An 18,570-nucleotide genomic window follows, 5' to 3' on the forward strand; every position below is an offset into this window, starting at 1 on the left:
CGCGCGTGCCCCTCCACCATGCTTCGCATGGTCCCCCTCCCCCGCAGGGGGAGGATCTTGGTTGTTACTGCGTGCCTTCGGCGTACCAGGTGCGGAATTCCGAATAGTTCGGCATTTCCTCCGAGTTCGCCGCCGGGTCGATCGGGACGTGGATCACGGTGCAGCCGCCGCGTGCATAGGCCCGCTCGATGGCAGGGCCGATGTCGGCGGCCTTCTCGACATACTCGCCCGCTGCGCCGAAGCCCTCGGCGATCTTGTCGAAGCGGACCTTGTCGGACCAGTGGACCCCGGTTTCCTTGGTGCCGTGGCCGAAGGTGCGCTTGTAGACGCCCACTTCGAGACCCCACTGGAAATCGACGCCGACGACGATCACCAGCGGCAGGTTCTTGCGCACCGCCACTTCCAACTCACCGACGTGGAACAGGAACGAGCTGTCCGAAGTCAGCAGCATGCCGGGGCGCACTTTGCCGGTGGCGGCCTGGTCGGCGAGCATGGCGCCGGTTGCGTAAGGCAGGCCGGTGCCGATGTGGCCGTAGTTCTGGTTCCAGATCACGTCATGCGGCTTGGCCTGCGAGTAGGTCCACTGGAAGATCACCGTGGCGCCGCCGTCGCGGATCAGGATGCCGTCCTTGGGGAAGGCCTTGGTCGCTTCGGTGACGAACTGGCTGGTGTGCATCTTGGCGGTGGAACCATCGGACTTGGAGCCCGCGTCCTCGGCCAGTTCCTCCAGCTGCTGCGCATCGCGCTGGATATATTCGGAGAGCGAGGGCGAAGCGCTGCGGCCGCCGAGCGCCTTCAGGGCGCGCGACAGCTGCGGCACCACGGCGCGCACGTCGCCGACCAGCGGCACGTCGATCGGACGGTTCACGCCGATCGCGGTGGGGTCCTGCTGGACGTAGATCCACTTGCGGTTGGCCTCGTTGTCGACCCAGTGGCGCCAGCGGCCGTAGTGGCTCGGCTCGCCCAGTTCGGTGGCGAGCGCCACGCAGCAGTCGCTTTCGACCACCGCGTCGATCGAGGCTTCGGAGAAACCGTAAGGGAAAGTGCGGTCCTCAAGCCCTTCGATGAACGAGGTGCCGCCCGAGGTCTGGATCACCGGGCACTGCATCAGTTCGGCCAGTTCGCGCACCGCCGCGCCCGACTTCGAGGTGTGGACGCCGTGGCCGACGAGCAGCACCGGGTTCTTGGCGTTCTTGATGATCTCGGCCGCTTCGGCGATCCGGTCGCCGTCGGCGCCCTGGTCGGTCAGGCGATAGCGGTGCGGCGGCAGCACCGGCGGCAGGTCGAGTTCTTCCAGGATAATGTGCGCAGGGAACTCGATGTAGGCCGGACCGGGGGTGCCCGAAAGGGCGACGCGGATCGCCTCGCGGACGATCTCGTCGGTCTGGTCGGCATATTCGATCGAACTGGAGAACTTCACCGAATCCTCGATCATCGGCTCCTGCCGCACGAACTGGATGCGGCCCCGGCGCACGCGGCGCTCGGTGATGCGGGCGCGCTGGCCGCCCATCACGATGATCGGATCGTTCTCGACCTTGGCGCACTGGATCGCCGGCATCAGGTTGGCCATGCCCGGCCCGAGCGTGCCGATGCACAGCGCCGGCTTGCCGGTGATACGCGCGGCGGCAGCGGCCATGTGGCCTGCGGACGCCTCGTGGTGCGGCGACACGACGGTCCAGCCGCGCGTTTCCGCTTCGAGGAAGAGGTGAACGAAGTTGGGATCGGGAATGCCGAACAGGGTGCGGATTCCCTCGGCCTCGAACAGGTCGAGGATGCGCTTGAAGACGGGCGTGCCCTTCTTCTTCGCACCGGCCGGAGCCTCGGGGGCGAGCGTGTCAGCCGCAGGCTGGTCGTCGTACATCGTGAGTGCCTTTCTTCTCGATCCGCAGGTCGCGCTCTGAGGCGCTTTGAACAGGTGGTTAGCGTAAGGTTCCTAATGCTGTCAGTTGAAATCAACAGGGGTGTTCACTGCGACTCGCCTGCTATCGCCGGGGCGACGCTCGAAGCGACTTTTGTGAGCAGTTCGGCGTTGTCCTGACCGAGCATCGGGGCGGGACCGCGTACTTTGCCGGGGGTCTTCGAGAACCACGTCGGCACGCCGGGGAAGCGGACGGGGCCTTGCTCGGTCTCGACTTCCTCGAAGAAGCCGATGGCATTGAGGTGTTCGTTGTCGAACAGTTCGTCGGTCGATTGCAGGCGGGCGCAGGGGATGTGCAGCGCCTGCAGGGTATCGAGCCATTCCTGTGTGGTGCGCGTGAGGAACGTCTCGCCGAGCAGGCCGTAGACGCGGCCGATCTGCTTCGCGCGCTGGGCGAGGGTGGCGAATTCCTCGCTGGCCCAGGGCGGATTCACGGCTGCGACGAAGGCGTTCCAGTGCTTGTCGTTGTAGACCAGCGCGGCGACGTGACCGTCCTTGGTCTTGTAAGGCCGCCGGTTGGGCTCGACTGCGCGGTGGTAGTGGGCTGGCGTCGTCGGCGGGGCAAACATCGCGCCGTTGGCATGCTCGACCAGCATGAACGAGGACATCGCCTCGAACATCGTGACCTCGACTTCCTGACCTTCGCCGGTCCGCTCGCGGTGGAACAGCGCCATCATCGTCGCGTAGAGCGCGTGGAGGCCCGCGACCTTGTCGGCCATGATCGTGGCGACATAGCCGGGCTCGCCGTTCATCAGCCCCTGCACATGGGGGATGCCGCACTCGGCCTGGATGGTGTCGTCGTAGGCGGGCTTGTCGGCCTCCGGCCCCCGGCGCGAATAACCGTAGCAGTTGGTGTAGACGATGTCGGGCCGGATGGCGCGGAGCGACTCGTAATCGAACCCCAGCTTCGCGATCGCCTTGCCGCGCATCGAGTGGATGAAGACGTCGGCGGTGGCGATCAGGGCGCGCAGCGATTCGCGGTCTTCCTCCTGCCGCAGGTCGAGCATGACCCCGCGCTTGCCCCGGTTCACGTTGACATAGATGCCGCCCATGCCGGGTACGGGGCCGGTGGTGATCCAGCGGGTATTGTCGCCCTCGGGCGGCTCCACCTTGATCACTTCGGCGCCCATGTCGGCCATGATCTGCGTGGCGTAGGGTCCGAACACCACGCTGGTCAGGTCGATCACCCTGAGCCCCGCCAGAGGGCCGCTAGGTGCCGTTATGGAATCGTTGAGTGCCATTGTGTCGATCTCCCGCGAGACTTGTATATCCATACGCATTATCGTTCAACGTGCGCATATCGGAACAATCAGTTGTCTCGGCGGCGCGGCGCTGCTAGCCTTCTCGCAACGGTAAAATGGGCAAGAGGGCCGGAAAAGCGTGGATTTCTCCCTGAATCAGGACCAGCAGGACATTCGCGAAGCGGTCCTGAAGCACTGCTCGCAGTTCCCGGACGAGTACTGGCTCGAAAAGGATCGCTCTGGCGAATTCCCCTTCGAGTTCCACAAGTCGATGGCCGAGGCCGGCTGGCTCGGCGTCGCCATGCCCGAGGCGGTCGGCGGCGCGGGCCTCGGCATCACCGAGGCGGCGGTGATGATGCAGGCGGTGGCGGAAAGCGGTGGCGGGATGACGGCGGCCTCGGCGATCCACGGGCCGGTGTTCGGGCTTGAGCCGGTCACCCTGTTCGGCACCGAAGAACAGCAAAAGCGCATGATTCCGCCAATCCTGTCGGGCGAAGAGAAGATGTGCTTCGCGGTGACCGAGCCCAACACCGGCCTCGACACCACCAGCCTCAAGACCCGCGCCGAGAAGGTGCCGGGCGGCTACCGGGTCAACGGCGAGAAGATCTGGATCACCAACGCCCACGTCGCCGACCGCATGCTCCTCATCGCCCGCACCACGCCGCTGGAAGAGGTCAAAAAGAAGACCGAGGGGCTGACGCTATTCTATTGCAAGATCGACAGAAAATCCGTCGAGCACCGCCTGATCCCGAAGATGGGGCGCCATGCGGTGGGCTCGAACATGCTGTTCATCACCGACCTCTTCATCCCCGAGGAAGACCGCATCGGCGAAGAAGGGCAAGGGTTCAAGATCCTCCTGCAGGGACTGAACCCCGAGCGCGTATTGCTGGGCGCCGAGGCCACCGGGCTGGGGCGCGTGGCGATCAGGAAGGCGTCGAAGTATGCGCAGGAACGCGTGGTTTTCGGCCGCCCGATCGGCCAGAACCAAGGCATCCAGCACCCGCTCGCCAAGGCCTGGATGCAGGTGGAAGCGGCCAGTCTCATGGTGTTCAAGGCCGCGACCCTGTTCGACAAGGGCCTCGAATGCGGGACCGAGGCGAACGCTGCCAAATACCTCGCCGCCGAGGCCGGGTTCGAGGCTTGCCAGACCGCGGTGATGTCGATGGGCGGCATGGGCTACGCGCAGGAATACCACGTCGAGCGCTACCTGCGCGAAGTGATGATCCCGCGCATCGCTCCGGTGAGCCCACACCAGATCATGAACTACATCGCCGAGAGGGTTTTGGAACTGCCGAGAAGCTATTGAGCGTTGCCCTCGTCGTCCCGGACTTGATCCGGGACCGGCGGCTGTCTTTAGATAAGGCCCCATCGGCAAGGCGCCCCGGCGCAAGCAAGGCTGGCCCCGGCCAGCAGTCCCGGCCTTCGCCGGGATGACGAATTTGGAGAGACGATGACCCCGGTTCACACCCCCGCCACCGCCCGTTCCTGGCTCTTCGCGCCGGGCGACAGCGAGCGCAAGATGACCAAGGCAATGGAAGGCGAGGCCGACATCGTCCTCATCGACCTGGAAGATGCCGTGGCCCCCGACGCCAAGGCGGCCGCGCGCCCGCTGGTGCATGACTTCATCAAGGCCCACCCCGAGCAGCGCGCGCGCCTGTGGGTGCGGATCAACCCCTTCGACGGGCCGCACACGCTGGCGGACCTCGCGGCGGTGATGCCCGCGCATCCCGGCGGCATCATGCTGCCCAAGGTCTACGGGCGGGCGGACGTGGAGAAGCTCGACCACTGCCTTTCCGCGCTGGAAGTGGCGAACGGGATCGAGGAAGGCTCCACCCCCGTCATCGTCCTCATCACCGAGACGGCCGAGGCGATGTTCCACACCGGCAGCTACAAGGGCGCCCCGCGCGTGGTGGCGCTGACCTGGGGCGCGGAGGACCTCTCGGACTCGATCGGCGCCTCGTCCAACCGCAACGATGATGGTTCCTATTCCTTCACCTACGAACTGGCGCGCAGCCTGACGGTGCTGGGCGCGGCGACGGCCGGGGTCACCGCGATCGAGACGATCAGCGCCGACTTCCGCGATCTCGAAGCCCTGAAGGCCCGCGCCGAGAAAGTTCGCCGCGACGGTTTCCGGGGGATGATGGCGATTCACCCGGCGCAAGTGCCCGTCATCAACGCGGCCTTCACCCCCACCGAGGCCGAGATCGCCGAGGCGCAGGAGATCGTCGATGTCTTCGCCGCCAACCCCGGCGTCGGCGCGATCGGTTGGAAGGGGGGCATGCTCGACCGGCCCTATCTTGCGCGGGCCGAGCGTCTGTTGCGGCAGGCGGGAAGATCGTGAAGCGCACCCCCGGCCTTCTTTCACATCGTCATCCTGAACTTGTTTCAGGATCCATCGCGCAGTCAGTGCCGGAGGTTCGCGTCACTACTTGGTGGCGGCGGTATATTGCTCTGGGTGCGGCGTTTGCGGCGCGATGGACCCTGAAACGAGTTCAGGGTGACGCAGCAGAGAGGGCCAGGGCGTGATCGACCTCACCACATACTTGCGGCCCGGCGACCACATCGTCTTCGGGCAGGCTTGCGGCGAGCCGACCACGCTGGTCGAGGCACTGGCCGAACAGGGCGCGCGCATCGGCGATCTCCACGCCTTCATCGCCACCAGCTTTTCCGGCCTGTTCACGCCTGAAACGGCATCCGCCTTCCGCCTTTCGTCGATGGGCGCGATCGGGGCGCTGCGCGTGATGGCAAAAGCGAACGCGCTCGACGTCATTCCGGTCCACGTCAGTCAGGTCGCGCCGCTCATCACCGCAGGCGTGATGCGCTGCGACGTGGCGATGATCCAGGTCAGCCCTGCCAACGCGGCAGGCGAGCACTCCTGCGGCCTCATTTCCGACTACGTGCGCGCCGCCGTGGACAAGGCCCGCGTGGTCATCGCCGAGGTCAACGACCAAGTGCCCTTCGTCCCCGGCGAGACGATCCCGGCCAGCGCGATCGACGTGGCGGTGCCGGTCTCGCGCATGCCGGTCGAGGTCATGCCCGCAAAGATCGGTCCGACTGATGAGGCGATCGCGCGCTTCTGCGCCGAATTCATCGGCGACGGCTGCGTGATCCAGACCGGCGTGGGTGCGGTGCCCGACGCGGTCCTGCGGCTGCTGCACGACCGGCGCGACCTCGGCGTCCATTCGGGGATGCTGGGTGACGGCCTCGTCGATCTGGCCGAGGCGGGGGTACTGACCAATGCGCGCAAGGAGATCGACCGGGGCGTCTCGATCAACGGCGCGCTGATCGGCACGCGGCGGCTCTACGACTGGGCGCAAGGGAATCCGGCGATCCGCATGACACCGACCAGCTATACCCACGACGCGGGGGTGCTGGGGCAGCTCTCTCGGCTCGTCACCATCAATTCGGCACTGGAAGTCGATCTCACCGGGCAGGTCAATGCCGAGCAGTCCGGCGCGGCCTACATGGGCGGCACCGGCGGGCAGGTCGATTTCGTGCGCGCGGGTGCCCGCTCGCCGGGCGGGGCCTCGCTGATGGTGCTGGCGGCCACGGCAAAAGGCGGAACGATCAGCAAGATCGTGCCCGCGCTTTCCGGTCCCGTCACCAGTGCGCGCAGCGAGGTAGACGTAGTGGTCACCGAGTTCGGGGCCGCGCAGCTCAAGGGCCAGACCCTGGCCGAACGCGCTCGGCGGCTGGTTACGGTGGCGCATCCGGATTTTCGCGAGGGGCTGGAACGTGAGGCGTTCGAGATCGCCAGAAGGGGGTTCTGACATGCAGGAGGCCGTGCTTTTCGATGCGCGCAAGGATGGCATTGCCGTCATCACCATCAATCGCCCCGAGCAGCGCAACGCCCTCACCCGGGAGGTTCGCGAGGGCCTGCGGGCGGCATGGGCGCAGTTCGAGGCCGATGACGCCCTGCGCATCGCCATCCTCACCGGCAGCGGTGACAAGGCATTCTGTGCCGGGGGCGACCTCAAGGAGATGGTCGAGACCGGTATGGCCGTGCCTCCGCGTGACATGTACGCATTGCCTTACGACACCATCGAACTGTCGAAGCCGACCATCGCCGCGGTGAATGGCGTCGCGTTCGCGGGCGGTTGGATGATCGCGCAGGCCTGCGACTTGTGCGTGGCCTCCACCGCTGCGAAGTTCGCGATTACCGAGGTCAAGGTCGGGCGCGGCAGCCCATGGGCGGCCCCGCTGATCCACATGATTCCGCAGCGCATTTTTATGGAGATCGTGCTGACCGGCAAGCCGATCAGCGCCGAGCGCGCTTACGAGATCGGCCTTGTCAACCGTCTTGCCGAGCCCGAAGCGGTGCTGGATGCCGCACTGGATCTTGCGCGCGAAGTGCTGGAAGGCGCGCCGCTCTCCGTGAAGGCTGCGCGTGAGACGGTGATGCTCTCGACCGAGATGGGACGCTCGGCCGCGCTGGCGGCGGCGCGGGCGGCGCATGAGCATGCCTACAACTCGCACGACGCGCAGGAAGGGCCGCGGGCCTTTGCGGAAAAGCGCAAGCCCGTGTGGCAGGGGCGCTAGGTCAGGCCGTCTATCGCGGCCCAGCGGGCGATCCGCGCGGTTCGGGCGCGGTGCCGCGTCATTCCGCCCAGTGCGATGACGGGAACCCGCGCCCGTGCGGAGAGCAGTTTCAGCCCCACCGCGCCGAGTGTTTGTGCACCGGGATGCGAAGCGGTTGGAAAGACCGGGGAAACCAGCAGCGCGTCTGCTCCGGTCCGATGCGCGATGGCCAGCTCACGCAGCGAATGGACGGTGGCCAAGCGTAGCATGCCTTGCTTGCGGCCCAGCCTTTCGGGCGAGGCATAAACCCCATCCGCCCGCCAGCGACGGGCCAGCGCAATATCTCCCGCCAGCACCGTGCGATGCCCGTATCGGCGCGCCAGCCTGAGCAGTGCGTCGAACCGCGTCTGCCGCGCCTCGGGCGAAAGATGATAGTGCCGGAACACCAGCCCGGACCCGCGCGGGAGCCGCGCCAGTGCATGCTCCAGCCGCGCATCGTTGCGGGCATCGCTGATAAGCCAGAGCTTGGGAAGGGACGGCTGGCGGTTCTTCACGAGGACGCTATAGCAGCGCGCCATGGATCAGCTACAAGACATCCGCGCCCGCATCGCCAGGTCTGCCGAGATCGCCGGACGCAAGCCCGAGGCGGTCGAACTCATCGCCATCTCCAAGACCCACGACGCCGAGGCGATCGAGCCGTTGCTCGCCGCTGGTCAGCGCGTCTTCGGCGAAAACCGCGTGCAGGAAGCCGAGGCGAAGTGGCCCGCCCTGCGCACGGCCTATCCCGAGGTTAAGCTGCACCTTGTCGGCCAGCTTCAGTCGAACAAGGCGGAGGATGCCGTCGCGCTGTTCGACTGCATCCATTCCGTCGATCGCCCCTCGCTGGTCGCGGCGCTGGGCAAGGCGATGGAAAAGGCGGCCCGCAAGGTCCCGTGCTTCATCCAGGTCAACATCGGTGCGGAGGACCAGAAGGGCGGTTGCGCCATCGCCGATGTCCCCGCGCTCCTCGCTTCGGCGCGGGAAGCGGGCATTCCCGTCGTCGGCCTGATGTGCGTGCCCCCCGCCGGGATCGAGGCGGCGCCGTTCTTCGCGCTGCTGGCAAAGATCGCGGCCGACAATAACGCCGATGGGGGGCTCGACCAGCTCTCGATGGGCATGAGCGATGATTTCGAGACCGCCGTGCTGCTCGGCGCCACACAAGTGCGCGTCGGCAGCGCACTGTTCGGCAAGCGCGCGTGACAATGGAGCGCACCGAAAAGCAGAAGATGCTGGCGGGCGAGCCCTACCGCGCATCCTGCCCGGAAATCGTTGCCGACCAGCGCGCGGCAGCCGAATGGATGGCCGCGTACAACCGCACCATCGACCTTGCCGACCGCGATGCACTGCTGCGCGAACGCTTCGCCGCGGTGGGCGAAGGGGCGACCATCCGGCCGCCGTTCCATTGCGACTATGGCTACAATATCAGCCTGGGGCGCGGGGTGTTCCTGAACTTCAATTGCGTCATCCTCGACGTGGTGGAGGTGACCATCGGCGACGGAACGCAGATCGGCTCGGGCGGGCAAATCCTGACGGCGGACCACCCACGCGATCCGGTCGAACGGGCGAGCGGCCTCGAATGGGGCGTGCCCATCCGCATCGGGCGCAATGTCTGGATCGGCGCCGGGGCGCTCATCATGCCGGGCGTTACGATCGGAGATGACGCGATTGTCGGTGCGGGGAGCGTAGTGACGCGCGACGTGCCGGTTGGGGCTACGGTCGTGGGAAGTCCGGCCAAAGGCAAAAGGTGAGAGAGACGCAGGGGTTTACCACCCCTGCACCCCGTATACCGTCGAGGTCGCGCGCGTAGCTTCGTTACGCACTGACGCTTCGTCGGGAGACTTATAGCCTGCGGCGCAATATGTGCCTGACGCCGCTGCACGCACGGCGACGACAGTAACGGGGTCTGGGGCGATGGCCCCAGATTTTCCCCTTTTTCCTTCTTACTTCGGCGTATCCAGTTCGTTGCCGGTCAGCGTCACGATATGCAGCAGATTGGTCGATCCCGGCACGCCGAACGGCACGCCTGCCAGCGCCACGAGCCGCGATCCGGCCGCGCCGAAGCCGTGGCGCAGGGCCATGCGCTTGCCCTTGGCGATCATCTCCTCGAAGCTGCCGATGTCGCGGGTGACGACGGCGTGTGCGCCCCACAGCAGTGCGATGCGGCGTGCGGTGGGCTGCGAGGGCGTGAGCACCAGCATCGGCGCAGCAGGGCGTTCGCGCGCAACGCGGCGGGCCGAGCCGCCCGAGCCGGTGAACACCACGATGCCTTCGATCGTTAGGGTATCGGCGATCTGCGCGCAGGCTTCCGACAGTGCGTCGGCGCTGGTCGCGTCGGGCGGGGTACGGGTGAGGTGGATGCGTTCGCGATAGGTCGTGTCGCTTTCGACCTTGGCGGCGATGCGGTCCATGATGGTCACCGCCTCGACCGGCCACTGGCCCGCTGCCGTCTCGGCCGAGAGCATGACCGCGTCGGCGCCGTCGTAGACCGCGTTCGCGACGTCGGAGACTTCGGCGCGGGTGGGCGAGGGGCTGGTGATCATCGATTCCAGCATCTGCGTGGCGACGACGACCGGCTTGCCCAGCGCGCGGGTCTTTTCGATGATGTGCTTCTGGATCGGCGGCACTTCCTCGGGCAGCAGTTCCACGCCGAGATCGCCGCGTGCGACCATGATGCCGTCCGACAGCTCGATGATCTCGTCGAGGCTCTCGACGGCTGCGGGCTTTTCGATCTTGGCCATGATCGCGCCTTGGCCGCCCGACAGGCGGCGCGCTTCAGCGACGTCCTCGGGGCGCTGGACGAAGGAGAGACCGATCCAGTCCGCCTTCTGCTCGACCGCGAAGGCGAGGTCGCGGCGGTCCTTCTCGGTCAGGGCCGGGATCGGGATCAGTGCATCGGGAATATTGACGCCCTTGCGATCGGAGATCGGGCCGCCGACTTCGGCGCTGCACAGGATCGCGTCCGGTTCGGCGCGGATGACGATGAGGCGCAGCTTGCCGTCGTCGATCAGCAGGCGCTGGCCCTTCTGGAGGATGCCGAAGAGTTCGGGATGCGGCAGGCAGACGCGCTCGTCGTTGCCCGGGGTCGGGTCACGGTCGAGTGTGAAGTGGGCGCCGTGGCGCAGGAAGGCCTTGCCGCCCTCGAACTGGCCGACGCGCAGCTTGGGGCCTTGCAGGTCGCACAGGATCGCGACGGGGCGCTCCAGATCCTTCTCGACCGCGCGGATGTTGGCGATCGTCTCGCGGTGGGTGTCGTGGTCGCCGTGGCTCATGTTGACGCGGAAGGCGTCGGCGCCGGCCTTGAGCAGCTTGGCGATCGTCTCCTTGTCGCGGCTTGCCGGGCCCAGCGTTGCGAGGATCTTTACCTTGCGCTGGCGCTTGATGCCGCGATGGTGGGGGGAACGACGATAGGGCCCATTTGCGTTCAGGGCGCCCGAAGGAATGGTGCTGACCAAGTTTACTGCCTCTTCCGGAAACTGGGCCCCATATGGCAAAGGCCTGATGACAAACCAAGGACGATCGGTGCGATTATGAACGGCAAGGATAACATTGATACGATAGATGACGCCGTGGCCGCTGCCGCGTTCCGTCGCCTTGTGCGCCACCTCCAGCAGCGCCACGATGCCGAGAACATCGACCTGATGGGGTTGGCGGGGTTCTGTCGCAATTGCCTGGCCGACTGGATTCGCGATGCGGGGTACGAAGGCGACAAGGCTGCCGCCCGCGCGGTGATCCACGGGATGCCGTTCGACGAATGGAAGGCAAAGCACCAGAGCGAAGCCACGCCGGAACAGATCGCGCGGATGGAAGAGAGCCTGAAGAAGAACGGCGGGAAGCATTGACCTTTACGTCGTCCCGGACCTGATCCGGGACCGCCGGCCGTGAACGGCCCACTGGGCTGCGCGCGCTGCGATCTCTCACCTAAAGACAGTCACCGGTCCCGGATCAGGTCCGGGACGACGAGCCTGCCTGTCAGGGCGTCGCCACCTTCATCAGCACGATCCCGCTGAGGATCAGTCCGGCGGCGAGCAGGCGCATGGCGCTCGCCGATTCGCCCATGAACGCGATCCCCGCCGCGAAAGCGCCCACCGCGCCGATGCCGGTCCACACGGCATAAGCCGTGCCCAGTGGCAGGGACCGCATCGCGGCGGCGAGCAGGCCGAAGCTCGCCAGCATCGCGGCCAGAGTCACGACGCTGGGCCACAGGCGCGTGAAGCCCTCCGACTGTTTCATGGAAAACGCCCAGACCACTTCGAGCAGGCCGGCGATGGCGAGAAGAACCCAGGGCATTCGGCAATCTCCTTATGAGGCGATTCCCGGGCCGTCCCGGACTTGAAGCTCCGTCGAAGGAGACGCACGAACGTGGTCGGCGCACTGGCCAGATAGGAAAGTGCGGCTTTGGGGGCAACCCTTTGCGCGTCCTCCACATGATTTCCACAGGGGGGCGCTTTGCCCGAATCCTGTTGTCTCGCTATCAGCGCCGCCAACCGATTCACCAGCATTTACCGGAGCACGTACCCCCATGGCCGAAACCACCGACGATCGCCTGCGCCTGCTGATCGAGCGCGTCGAGCGCCTGGAAGAGGAAAAGAAGGGCATCTCGGACGATATCCGCGACGTCTACAACGAAGCCAAGGCCGTCGGTTACGACGTCAAGATCATGCGTGCCATCGTGCGCCTGCGCAAGATGAAGCCCGACGACCGCCGCGAAATGGACATGCTGCTCGACACCTACAAGTCGGCTCTCGGCATCGACTGATCTTCATTCCTCCCCGAGCCTGCTCGGGGAGGGGAACCACCCGCGTAGCGGGTGGTGGTGGGGGCGTCAGCTCCCCAGTTGCACCAGCACCATGGCTGCGGCATTGGCGCAGCCGTGCTGGAGCATCGAGGCCGGAAGGCCGATGCGCTGGCGCGTGAAGCCCAGCAGCACGCCTGCCCACAATTGCGGCAACACCATCGGTAGCGCGAGCGCGGAGATGGCGGGGTAGTTCATCAGATGGACGCCTGCGAACAGCAGCGCCGCCAGCCAGAACACCGCCGGATAAGCCGCCGCATAAATGGCAGGCGTCGGACGCTTGCGCAGCCACAGCCACCCTCCGAAAGCGGCGACCACGAGCGCCAGCAGCGATCCTGCCAACACCAGCGGCTGCAGTGATTTCGCCATGACGGCCAGCCCCGCGAACAGGCCGAAGCACGCCAGCAGCCATAGCGCGCGGGGGCGTCCGGACTGCCAGCCGCGGAAGATCATCTCCTCCAGCACCGGTGCGATCACGATCGTGATCGGCAGCAGCCAGCCTGCGGGCAGCTTGTCGAAGGCGTCGGGCAGCGGCTGGCCCATCGTCTTCTGGTAGAGCCCGAGCAGCGGCAGGATCACCAGCAGCAGCCCGCCGATGTGCAGCACCGTCAGCAGCGCCAGCCGGGGCCATGCCTCACGCGACCGCAGGCCGATGGGCGCAAGCACGCGCGGCCGGGCGACGAAGCTCGCCAGTTCGCGCAGCAGGGCAGAGGGTACTGAGGAGCTTGTTTCGATCCGGGTCGCCATGCTTCGTTCTATCCCCGATTTCCTTGCCAATTCGTTGTCTTGCCAGCACCGTGAGACGGTGCAACCTTGGCGGTCCAGCGAAGGAGAGCGCGCCGATGATCGTCACCACCACTCCCACCGTCGAAGGCCAGCCAGTCCGTGACTATCTGGGTATCGTCACTGGCGAAGTCATCGTCGGCGCCAACCTCGTGCGCGATCTCTTCGCCGCCGTCACCGACATCGTCGGAGGTCGCTCGGGCAAGTACGAGGAAGTCCTCCAGCGCGCCCGCCGCGAGGCGTTGAAGGAAATGGAAGCGGAGGCGGAGAAGCTGGGCGGCAACGCCGTGGTCGGCGTGGACATAGACTACGAGGTGATCGGATCGCACGGTTCGATGCTGATGGTAAGCTGTTCCGGAACTGCCGTCGTCCTGTAGCAGACCGACTCCGGTTGCCCTTTGGGGTGCCCCTGTTGTAAGGCCCGCGCCACTTCATTCATCGCAAAGACCCGTGGACTCATGGGCAGGCAACGAGCGGACCGATGGCAGGCCATTCCAAATTCAAGAACATCATGCATCGCAAGGGTGCGCAGGACAAGAAGCGCTCGGCGCAGTTCTCCAAGCTCAGCCGCGAAATCACCGTCGCGGCGAAGATGGGCATGCCCGACCCGGACATGAACCCGCGCCTGCGCGCCGCCGTCAATGCGGCCAAGGCGCAGTCGATGCCCAAGGACAACATCCAGCGCGCGATCGACAAGGCGAGCAAGGGCGACGCCGAGAACTACGAGGAAGTGCGCTACGAGGGCTACGGCCCCAGCGGCATCGCCATCATCGTCGAGGCGCTGACCGACAACCGCAACCGCACTGCTACCAACGTGCGCACCGCGTTCGCCAAGAACGGCGGCAACCTCGGCGCCTCGGGCGCGGTTTCGCACGGTTTCGAGCGGCTCGGCCTGATCGAATACCCCGGCAGCGTGGGTGACGAGGACAAGGTCCTCGAAGCCGCGATCGAAGCGGGCGCCGAAGACGTGCAGAGCGACATGGGCGACGGCGACGAGAACCCTGGCAGCCACCAGATCTGGGTTTCGGTCGATGCGCTCCACGAAGTCGCGCGCGAGCTGGAAAAGACCCTGGGCGAAGCCGAAGGCGTCAAGCTGGCATGGAAGCCCAACCTCACCGTCGATGTCGACGCGGACACCGTCAGCACGCTGATGAAGCTGGTCGACACCCTCGAAGACGACGACGACGTCCAGACCGTCTGGGGCAACTACGAGATCTCGGACGAGGTCATGGAAACGCTCGGCTGATATGCTGGCACTGATCGCCCGCGCCCTGCTTTCGGGCGTTCTCATCGTGGCGATCGCGGAAATCGGCAAGCGCCTGCCCGCTCTGGGCGCGCTTGTCGCTTCGCTGCCGCTGGTCTCGGTCCTCGGCATGATTCTGCTGTGGCAGGTCCGCCCGGATGCCGAGAACATGGCGGTCCATGCCGGGGCAACGTTCTGGTACGTGCTGCCCTCGCTGCCGATGTTCCTGCTGATGCCGGTCCTGTTGCGCAATGGCCTGGAGTTCTGGGCCTCGCTGCTGGCCGGGTGCGTGCTGACCATCGTGCTCTATTCGCTGATGATGCATTTCGGGCCGCGGCTCGGGCTGAAGGTCTGACACCATGATTATCCTCGGCATCGACCCCGGCCTGACCTGCACGGGCTGGGGCGTCGTCGCCAAGAGCGGCAGCCGCCTCAGCCACGTCGCCAACGGCCAGATCCGCACCAACGCCAAGGCCGGAATGGCCGAGCGGCTGGTCGAACTCGACGCCGCGCTGACCGATGTGATCCTCCAGCACCGACCCGATACCGGCGCGGTGGAGGAAGTCTTCGTCAACGTGAACCCGCAGTCGACGCTCAAGCTGGGGCAGGCGCGGGGGGTCGCGATGCTGTCCGTGGCGCGCGCCGGGATTCCGGTGGCGGAATATTCGACCAAGCTGGTGAAGAAGGCGATCGTCGGCACCGGCGGGGCGGCGAAGGCGCAGATACAGGCGATGCTGATGGTGCTGCTGCCGGGCGTTAAACTGGCGGGCGAGGACGCCGCCGATGCTCTGGCGGTGGCGATTACCCATGCGAATATGCTTGGTAGTCACAGATAAAAGGGAAGTCCTGGGGCCATCGCCCCAGACCCGCCAAACTGTCGTCGTCGCGCGCGCAGCAGCGGCGGTCTCACATTGCGCCGCAGGCTTTTAATGTCTCCCGGCTCACCGTCTGACATGACGAAGCGGCGCGCGTGCCCTCGACGCTATACGGGGTGCAGGGGTGGTAAACCCCTGCCTGCCTCTCTTTTCCTCTGGCGCCCCGAATCCCTTCCTGCCATAGGAACAAACCATGATCGCCAAGCTGACAGGATTGCTCGACGACACCGGCGCCGACTGGGCCATCATCGACGTCAACGGCGTGGGTTACCTCGTCCATTGTTCGGCGCGCACGCTGGACCATCTCGGTATCCGGGGGGATCGCGTCGTCGTCCATACCGAGATGCAGGTTTCGGAGACCGACCAGCGCCTGATCGGTTTCACGTCCGGGGCGGAGCGCAACTGGTTCCGCCTGCTGACGGCGGTGCAGGGTGTCGGCTCCAAGGTAGCGCTGGCGATCCTCTCCGCGTTGACGACCGAAGAACTCCAGCGCGCGTGTGCGGGCGGTGACAGCGCCATGGTGGCGCGGGCCAACGGCGTCGGGCCGAAGCTGGCGAGCCGCATTGTCAACGAACTCAAGGACAAAGCCGGCGGCATGCCCACCGCGCCCGGAGCGCCCGGCATTGCGGCGGTGGCACCTGCAGGCTCGGCCAGCGCCGATGCCGTCTCGGCCCTGCAGAACCTTGGCTTCAAGCCTGCGGTTGCGGCGACGGCGGTTGGCAAGGCGGTCGATCAGCTTGGCGAGGATGCCGCATTGGGCGACCTCATGCGCGTGGCGCTGAAGTTGGCGACGGGATAGAGCTTTTCAGTAAATGACCGACAACCCCATTCTTTCCCCCAATCGCCAGGTCGAGGACGCCGATGCCGCGCTTCGGCCCAAGACGCTCGCCGAGTTCGTCGGGCAGGCGGCTGCCAAGGACAACCTCCACGTCTTCATCGAAAGCGCCAAGTCGCGGCGCGAGGCGATGGACCATGTGCTGTTCTTCGGGCCTCCGGGCCTCGGCAAGACGACCTTGGCGCAGATCGTCGCGCGCGAACTGGGCGTGGGTTTTCGCGCCACTTCCGGTCCGGTCATCGCCAAGGCGGGCGACCTCGCCGCGCTGCTGACCAATCTGGAGCAGGGCGACGTCCTGTTCATCGACGAGATCCACCGCCTCAATCCCGTGGTCGAGGAAGTGCTCTATCCGGCGATGGAGGACCGCGCGCTGGACCTCATCATCGGCGAAGGTCCGTCGGCGCGCTCGGTGCGGATCGACCTGCCACCTTTCACGCTGATCGGCGCGACGACCCGACAGGGCCTACTGCAGACGCCGCTGCGGGACCGTTTCGGCATCCCGGTGCGCCTGCAGTTCTACACCGTCGAGGAACTGGAGAAGGTCGTCAGCCGCGGCGCGGGTCTGCTCGGCATCGGCATCGACAAAGGCGGGGCGACCGAGATCGCCCGCCGTGCGCGTGGTACGCCGCGCGTTGCAGGACGCCTTATGCGGCGGGTGCGCGATTTCGCGCATGTGGCGGGATCGGACACCATTACCCGTGCGATCGCCGACGATTCGCTCACCCGGCTGGAAGTGGATGCCATTGGCCTCGATGCGCAGGATCGCCGGTATCTGCGGATGATCGCGGAGATCTACAAGGGCGGCCCGGTGGGCGTGGAGACGCTGGCGGCGGGACTGTCCGAACCGCGCGACACGATCGAGGAAGTGATTGAGCCGTACCTCATCCAGTTGGGCCTCGTCGCCCGCACGGCACGGGGGCGCTGCCTCAACGATCGGGGTTGGAGCCACCTTGGCATGACTCCTCCGGCCGGTCCTCAGGGCGGGTTGTTCGATTCGGAAGGGTGAGTGCGCCAGGCGGCACATTCGCCCCAAAAGCGTCGGTCTGCTTTACAACCCGCCGAAGCAACAGTCCCGTTTCGGTACACCCTCTGAGTTAGAATGATAAATTAACCGAGTTTCCCGCATCGGGACGGTGAATTGCGGGTGAATGACATTGCCGCATTAACGTGTCTCTGCGTTGTTTCTGGCAGATGGATGCACGGTAGCCCCAGAGGGCCTTCGGGCCTCCGGTGCGAAACAAAGAGAGCAACGCGTTATGTCGGTTCGGATGGCCCTTGCTAAACTGTCTGCCTGTGCGGCGGGCTGTGCCGTGATCGGCGGCGGCGCCGTTCACGTCGCCGAGACGCAGTCGGCGAAGACCGAGTACCGCAAGGTAAAGATGGCCAAGGCCGCTCCGGTAAAGAAGCGCCCGGCCCAGCGCATCGTCCGCAAGGACCAGCCGCGCACCACCAAGCGCGTGCGCAAGATCATCAAGCGGACCTGCTGCGACCAGCCGCAGATGGCGATGGTGCCGATGCCCGCGCCATACATGCCGCCCGCTCCCGGCCCGTCCTACTCGGGCGGCAGTGGCGGCGCGCCGGTGGTGATCGGCGGCGGGGGTGGCGGCTTCGGCGGCTTTGGCGGCGGGTTCTTCGGCGGCTTCTTTGGAGGCAGCGGCGGCGGTGGCGGCGGCAACGTGGTGATCACCTCGACCAGCAGCGGCGGCGTGACCTCCACGACCGGCGGCGTCACTTCGACTTCGGGCGGCGTCACTTCGACTTCGGGCGGCGTCACGTCCACCACGGGCGGTGTGACCTCGACCAGCGGCGGCGTCACTTCCACGTCCAGTTCGAGCACCGGCGGCCTGACTTCGACCACGACCACGGGCGGTCTGACGTCCACGACGACCACCGGCGGGATCACCTCGACCACGTCGACCAGCTCGGGCAACGTGACCAGCACGAGCAGCTCCAGCTCGTCCTCGTCGTCTTCCAGTTCCTCGTCCAGCTCATCCTCCAGTTCATCGAGCGGCGGTAACGACCATTCCTCCGGCGGAGCGACCTCTACGGGTTCGTCGAGCGGATCGTCGTCCAGCTCCTCGTCTTCGTCGGGGTCTTCCTCGACCTCGGGCGGCTCGAACGGGTCTACCTCGTCGAGCAGCTCCAGTTCCTCGTCTTCCTCTTCGTCGTCCAGCTCGTCCTCGGGCGGTTCGACCACCACCACTTCGGGCGGCACCGACGTGCCGGCTCCGCCGATGCTGATCCTGTTCGGTGCCGCAGCCGCAGCGATCGTCGGAAGGCGCCGACTAGCCCGCGCCAGGACTGCCTGACATCCGAACACGGGGAG

22 protein-coding genes are annotated in these 18,570 nt (G+C 66.2%); 14 read left to right on the plus strand and 8 right to left on the minus strand.

The genetic code is table 11. From position 1 onward, the window contains the following. Nucleotides 1-64: 64 nt before the first annotated feature. The gene (locus tag QRN25_RS19980) at nucleotides 65-1,861 is read right to left on the minus strand and encodes a thiamine pyrophosphate-binding protein (protein ID WP_202902853.1); all 1,797 of its coding nucleotides are present in this window, start codon (nucleotides 1,859-1,861) and stop codon (nucleotides 65-67) included. 104 nt (nucleotides 1,862-1,965) lie between these two features. Further along, complete coding sequence (locus QRN25_RS19985; protein ID WP_285020996.1) at nucleotides 1,966-3,159, minus strand: CaiB/BaiF CoA transferase family protein; 1,194 nt, start codon at nucleotides 3,157-3,159, stop codon at nucleotides 1,966-1,968. 139 nt (nucleotides 3,160-3,298) lie between these two features. Between QRN25_RS19985 and QRN25_RS19990 the strand changes: the two genes are divergently transcribed. From QRN25_RS19990 to QRN25_RS20005, 4 genes are all read left to right on the plus strand, one after another. Then, nucleotides 3,299-4,465, plus strand: a complete 1,167-nt coding sequence (locus tag QRN25_RS19990; protein WP_285020997.1) for an acyl-CoA dehydrogenase family protein — start codon at nucleotides 3,299-3,301, stop codon at nucleotides 4,463-4,465. Nucleotides 4,466-4,609: 144 nt separating this feature from the next. After that, complete coding sequence (locus QRN25_RS19995; protein ID WP_285020998.1) at nucleotides 4,610-5,500, plus strand: HpcH/HpaI aldolase/citrate lyase family protein; 891 nt, start codon at nucleotides 4,610-4,612, stop codon at nucleotides 5,498-5,500. Between the two features lie 181 nt (nucleotides 5,501-5,681). After that, the gene (locus QRN25_RS20000) at nucleotides 5,682-6,929 is read left to right on the plus strand and encodes an acetyl-CoA hydrolase/transferase family protein (protein ID WP_285020999.1); all 1,248 of its coding nucleotides are present in this window, start codon (nucleotides 5,682-5,684) and stop codon (nucleotides 6,927-6,929) included. Nucleotide 6,930: 1 nt separating this feature from the next. Continuing rightward, nucleotides 6,931-7,698, plus strand: a complete 768-nt coding sequence (locus tag QRN25_RS20005) for an enoyl-CoA hydratase/isomerase family protein (RefSeq protein ID WP_285021000.1) — start codon at nucleotides 6,931-6,933, stop codon at nucleotides 7,696-7,698. On the opposite strand, the gene QRN25_RS20010 is transcribed toward QRN25_RS20005, so the two are convergent. After that, a complete protein-coding gene (locus QRN25_RS20010) occupies nucleotides 7,695-8,255 on the minus strand; it encodes a thiamine phosphate synthase (RefSeq protein WP_271182096.1) in 561 nt (186 codons plus the stop codon). The two genes, QRN25_RS20005 and QRN25_RS20010, sit on opposite strands and share 4 nt — an antisense overlap. Here QRN25_RS20010 and QRN25_RS20015 point away from each other — a divergent pair. Together QRN25_RS20015 and QRN25_RS20020 are read left to right on the plus strand one after the other, a co-directional pair. Continuing rightward, nucleotides 8,254-8,916: a YggS family pyridoxal phosphate-dependent enzyme gene (locus QRN25_RS20015; RefSeq protein WP_285021002.1), complete on the plus strand. Its 663-nt coding sequence runs from the start codon at nucleotides 8,254-8,256 to the stop codon at nucleotides 8,914-8,916. The genes QRN25_RS20010 and QRN25_RS20015 overlap by 2 nt on opposite strands. A 2-nt stretch (nucleotides 8,917-8,918) precedes the next feature. Continuing rightward, nucleotides 8,919-9,464 (plus strand): sugar O-acetyltransferase, encoded by a 546-nt coding sequence (locus QRN25_RS20020; protein ID WP_285021004.1) that lies wholly within the window; start codon nucleotides 8,919-8,921, stop codon nucleotides 9,462-9,464. A 192-nt stretch (nucleotides 9,465-9,656) separates the two neighbouring features. Here QRN25_RS20020 and pyk read toward each other — a convergent pair whose 3' ends face one another. Continuing rightward, nucleotides 9,657-11,141: a pyruvate kinase gene (gene pyk, locus QRN25_RS20025; RefSeq protein WP_036526484.1), complete on the minus strand. Its 1,485-nt coding sequence runs from the start codon at nucleotides 11,139-11,141 to the stop codon at nucleotides 9,657-9,659. Between the two features lie 102 nt (nucleotides 11,142-11,243). Here pyk and QRN25_RS20030 point away from each other — a divergent pair, with 102 nt between their 5' ends. After that, entirely contained in the window at nucleotides 11,244-11,555 is a 312-nt protein-coding gene (locus QRN25_RS20030; protein WP_285021006.1) for a DUF1244 domain-containing protein, read from the plus strand. Between the two features lie 130 nt (nucleotides 11,556-11,685). Here QRN25_RS20030 and sugE read toward each other — a convergent pair whose 3' ends face one another. Further along, nucleotides 11,686-12,003 carry a quaternary ammonium compound efflux SMR transporter SugE gene (sugE, locus tag QRN25_RS20035; protein WP_069708235.1) on the minus strand — a complete coding sequence of 106 codons (318 nt, stop codon included), beginning with the start codon at nucleotides 12,001-12,003 and terminating at the stop codon, nucleotides 11,686-11,688. 232 nt (nucleotides 12,004-12,235) lie between these two features. On the opposite strand from sugE, the gene QRN25_RS20040 reads away from it, so the two are divergent. Beyond that, nucleotides 12,236-12,472, plus strand: a complete 237-nt coding sequence (locus QRN25_RS20040; protein ID WP_008827998.1) for a DUF2312 domain-containing protein — start codon at nucleotides 12,236-12,238, stop codon at nucleotides 12,470-12,472. 66 nt (nucleotides 12,473-12,538) lie between these two features. Here QRN25_RS20040 and QRN25_RS20045 read toward each other — a convergent pair whose 3' ends face one another. Continuing rightward, nucleotides 12,539-13,255 carry a CPBP family glutamic-type intramembrane protease gene (locus QRN25_RS20045; protein ID WP_285021009.1) on the minus strand — a complete coding sequence of 239 codons (717 nt, stop codon included), beginning with the start codon at nucleotides 13,253-13,255 and terminating at the stop codon, nucleotides 12,539-12,541. A 95-nt stretch (nucleotides 13,256-13,350) separates the two neighbouring features. Here QRN25_RS20045 and QRN25_RS20050 point away from each other — a divergent pair, with 95 nt between their 5' ends. The 6 genes from QRN25_RS20050 to ruvB all read left to right on the plus strand — a co-directional run bounded on the left by QRN25_RS20050 (nucleotide 13,351) and on the right by ruvB (nucleotide 17,250). Then, the gene (locus QRN25_RS20050; protein ID WP_008827996.1) at nucleotides 13,351-13,668 is read left to right on the plus strand and encodes a heavy metal-binding domain-containing protein; all 318 of its coding nucleotides are present in this window, start codon (nucleotides 13,351-13,353) and stop codon (nucleotides 13,666-13,668) included. A gap of 104 nt (nucleotides 13,669-13,772) precedes the next feature. Further along, nucleotides 13,773-14,537 (plus strand): YebC/PmpR family DNA-binding transcriptional regulator, encoded by a 765-nt coding sequence (locus QRN25_RS20055; protein ID WP_008827995.1) that lies wholly within the window; start codon nucleotides 13,773-13,775, stop codon nucleotides 14,535-14,537. A 1-nt stretch (nucleotide 14,538) separates the two neighbouring features. After that, complete coding sequence (locus QRN25_RS20060) at nucleotides 14,539-14,889, plus strand: DUF3147 family protein (RefSeq protein WP_285021012.1); 351 nt, start codon at nucleotides 14,539-14,541, stop codon at nucleotides 14,887-14,889. Nucleotides 14,890-14,893: 4 nt separating this feature from the next. After that, nucleotides 14,894-15,370, plus strand: coding sequence for a crossover junction endodeoxyribonuclease RuvC (gene ruvC / locus QRN25_RS20065; RefSeq protein WP_008827993.1), 477 nt, complete (start codon nucleotides 14,894-14,896; stop codon nucleotides 15,368-15,370). A gap of 232 nt (nucleotides 15,371-15,602) precedes the next feature. After that, nucleotides 15,603-16,208, plus strand: a complete 606-nt coding sequence (gene ruvA, locus QRN25_RS20070) for a Holliday junction branch migration protein RuvA (RefSeq protein ID WP_285021014.1) — start codon at nucleotides 15,603-15,605, stop codon at nucleotides 16,206-16,208. A gap of 13 nt (nucleotides 16,209-16,221) precedes the next feature. Then, nucleotides 16,222-17,250 carry a Holliday junction branch migration DNA helicase RuvB gene (gene ruvB / locus QRN25_RS20075; protein WP_285021015.1) on the plus strand — a complete coding sequence of 343 codons (1,029 nt, stop codon included), beginning with the start codon at nucleotides 16,222-16,224 and terminating at the stop codon, nucleotides 17,248-17,250. 324 nt (nucleotides 17,251-17,574) lie between these two features. Here the strand turns inward: ruvB and QRN25_RS20080 are convergent, their stop codons facing one another. Beyond that, nucleotides 17,575-17,775: a hypothetical protein gene (locus QRN25_RS20080; RefSeq protein WP_271182089.1), complete on the minus strand. Its 201-nt coding sequence runs from the start codon at nucleotides 17,773-17,775 to the stop codon at nucleotides 17,575-17,577. A 21-nt stretch (nucleotides 17,776-17,796) separates the two neighbouring features. Further along, nucleotides 17,797-18,564 carry a hypothetical protein gene (locus QRN25_RS20085; RefSeq protein WP_285021016.1) on the minus strand — a complete coding sequence of 256 codons (768 nt, stop codon included), beginning with the start codon at nucleotides 18,562-18,564 and terminating at the stop codon, nucleotides 17,797-17,799. Nucleotides 18,565-18,570 lie beyond the last annotated feature (6 nt).

The organism is Novosphingobium sp. fls2-241-R2A-195 (genome assembly GCF_030209485.1).
Taxonomy (GTDB): domain Bacteria; phylum Pseudomonadota; class Alphaproteobacteria; order Sphingomonadales; family Sphingomonadaceae; genus Novosphingobium; species Novosphingobium resinovorum.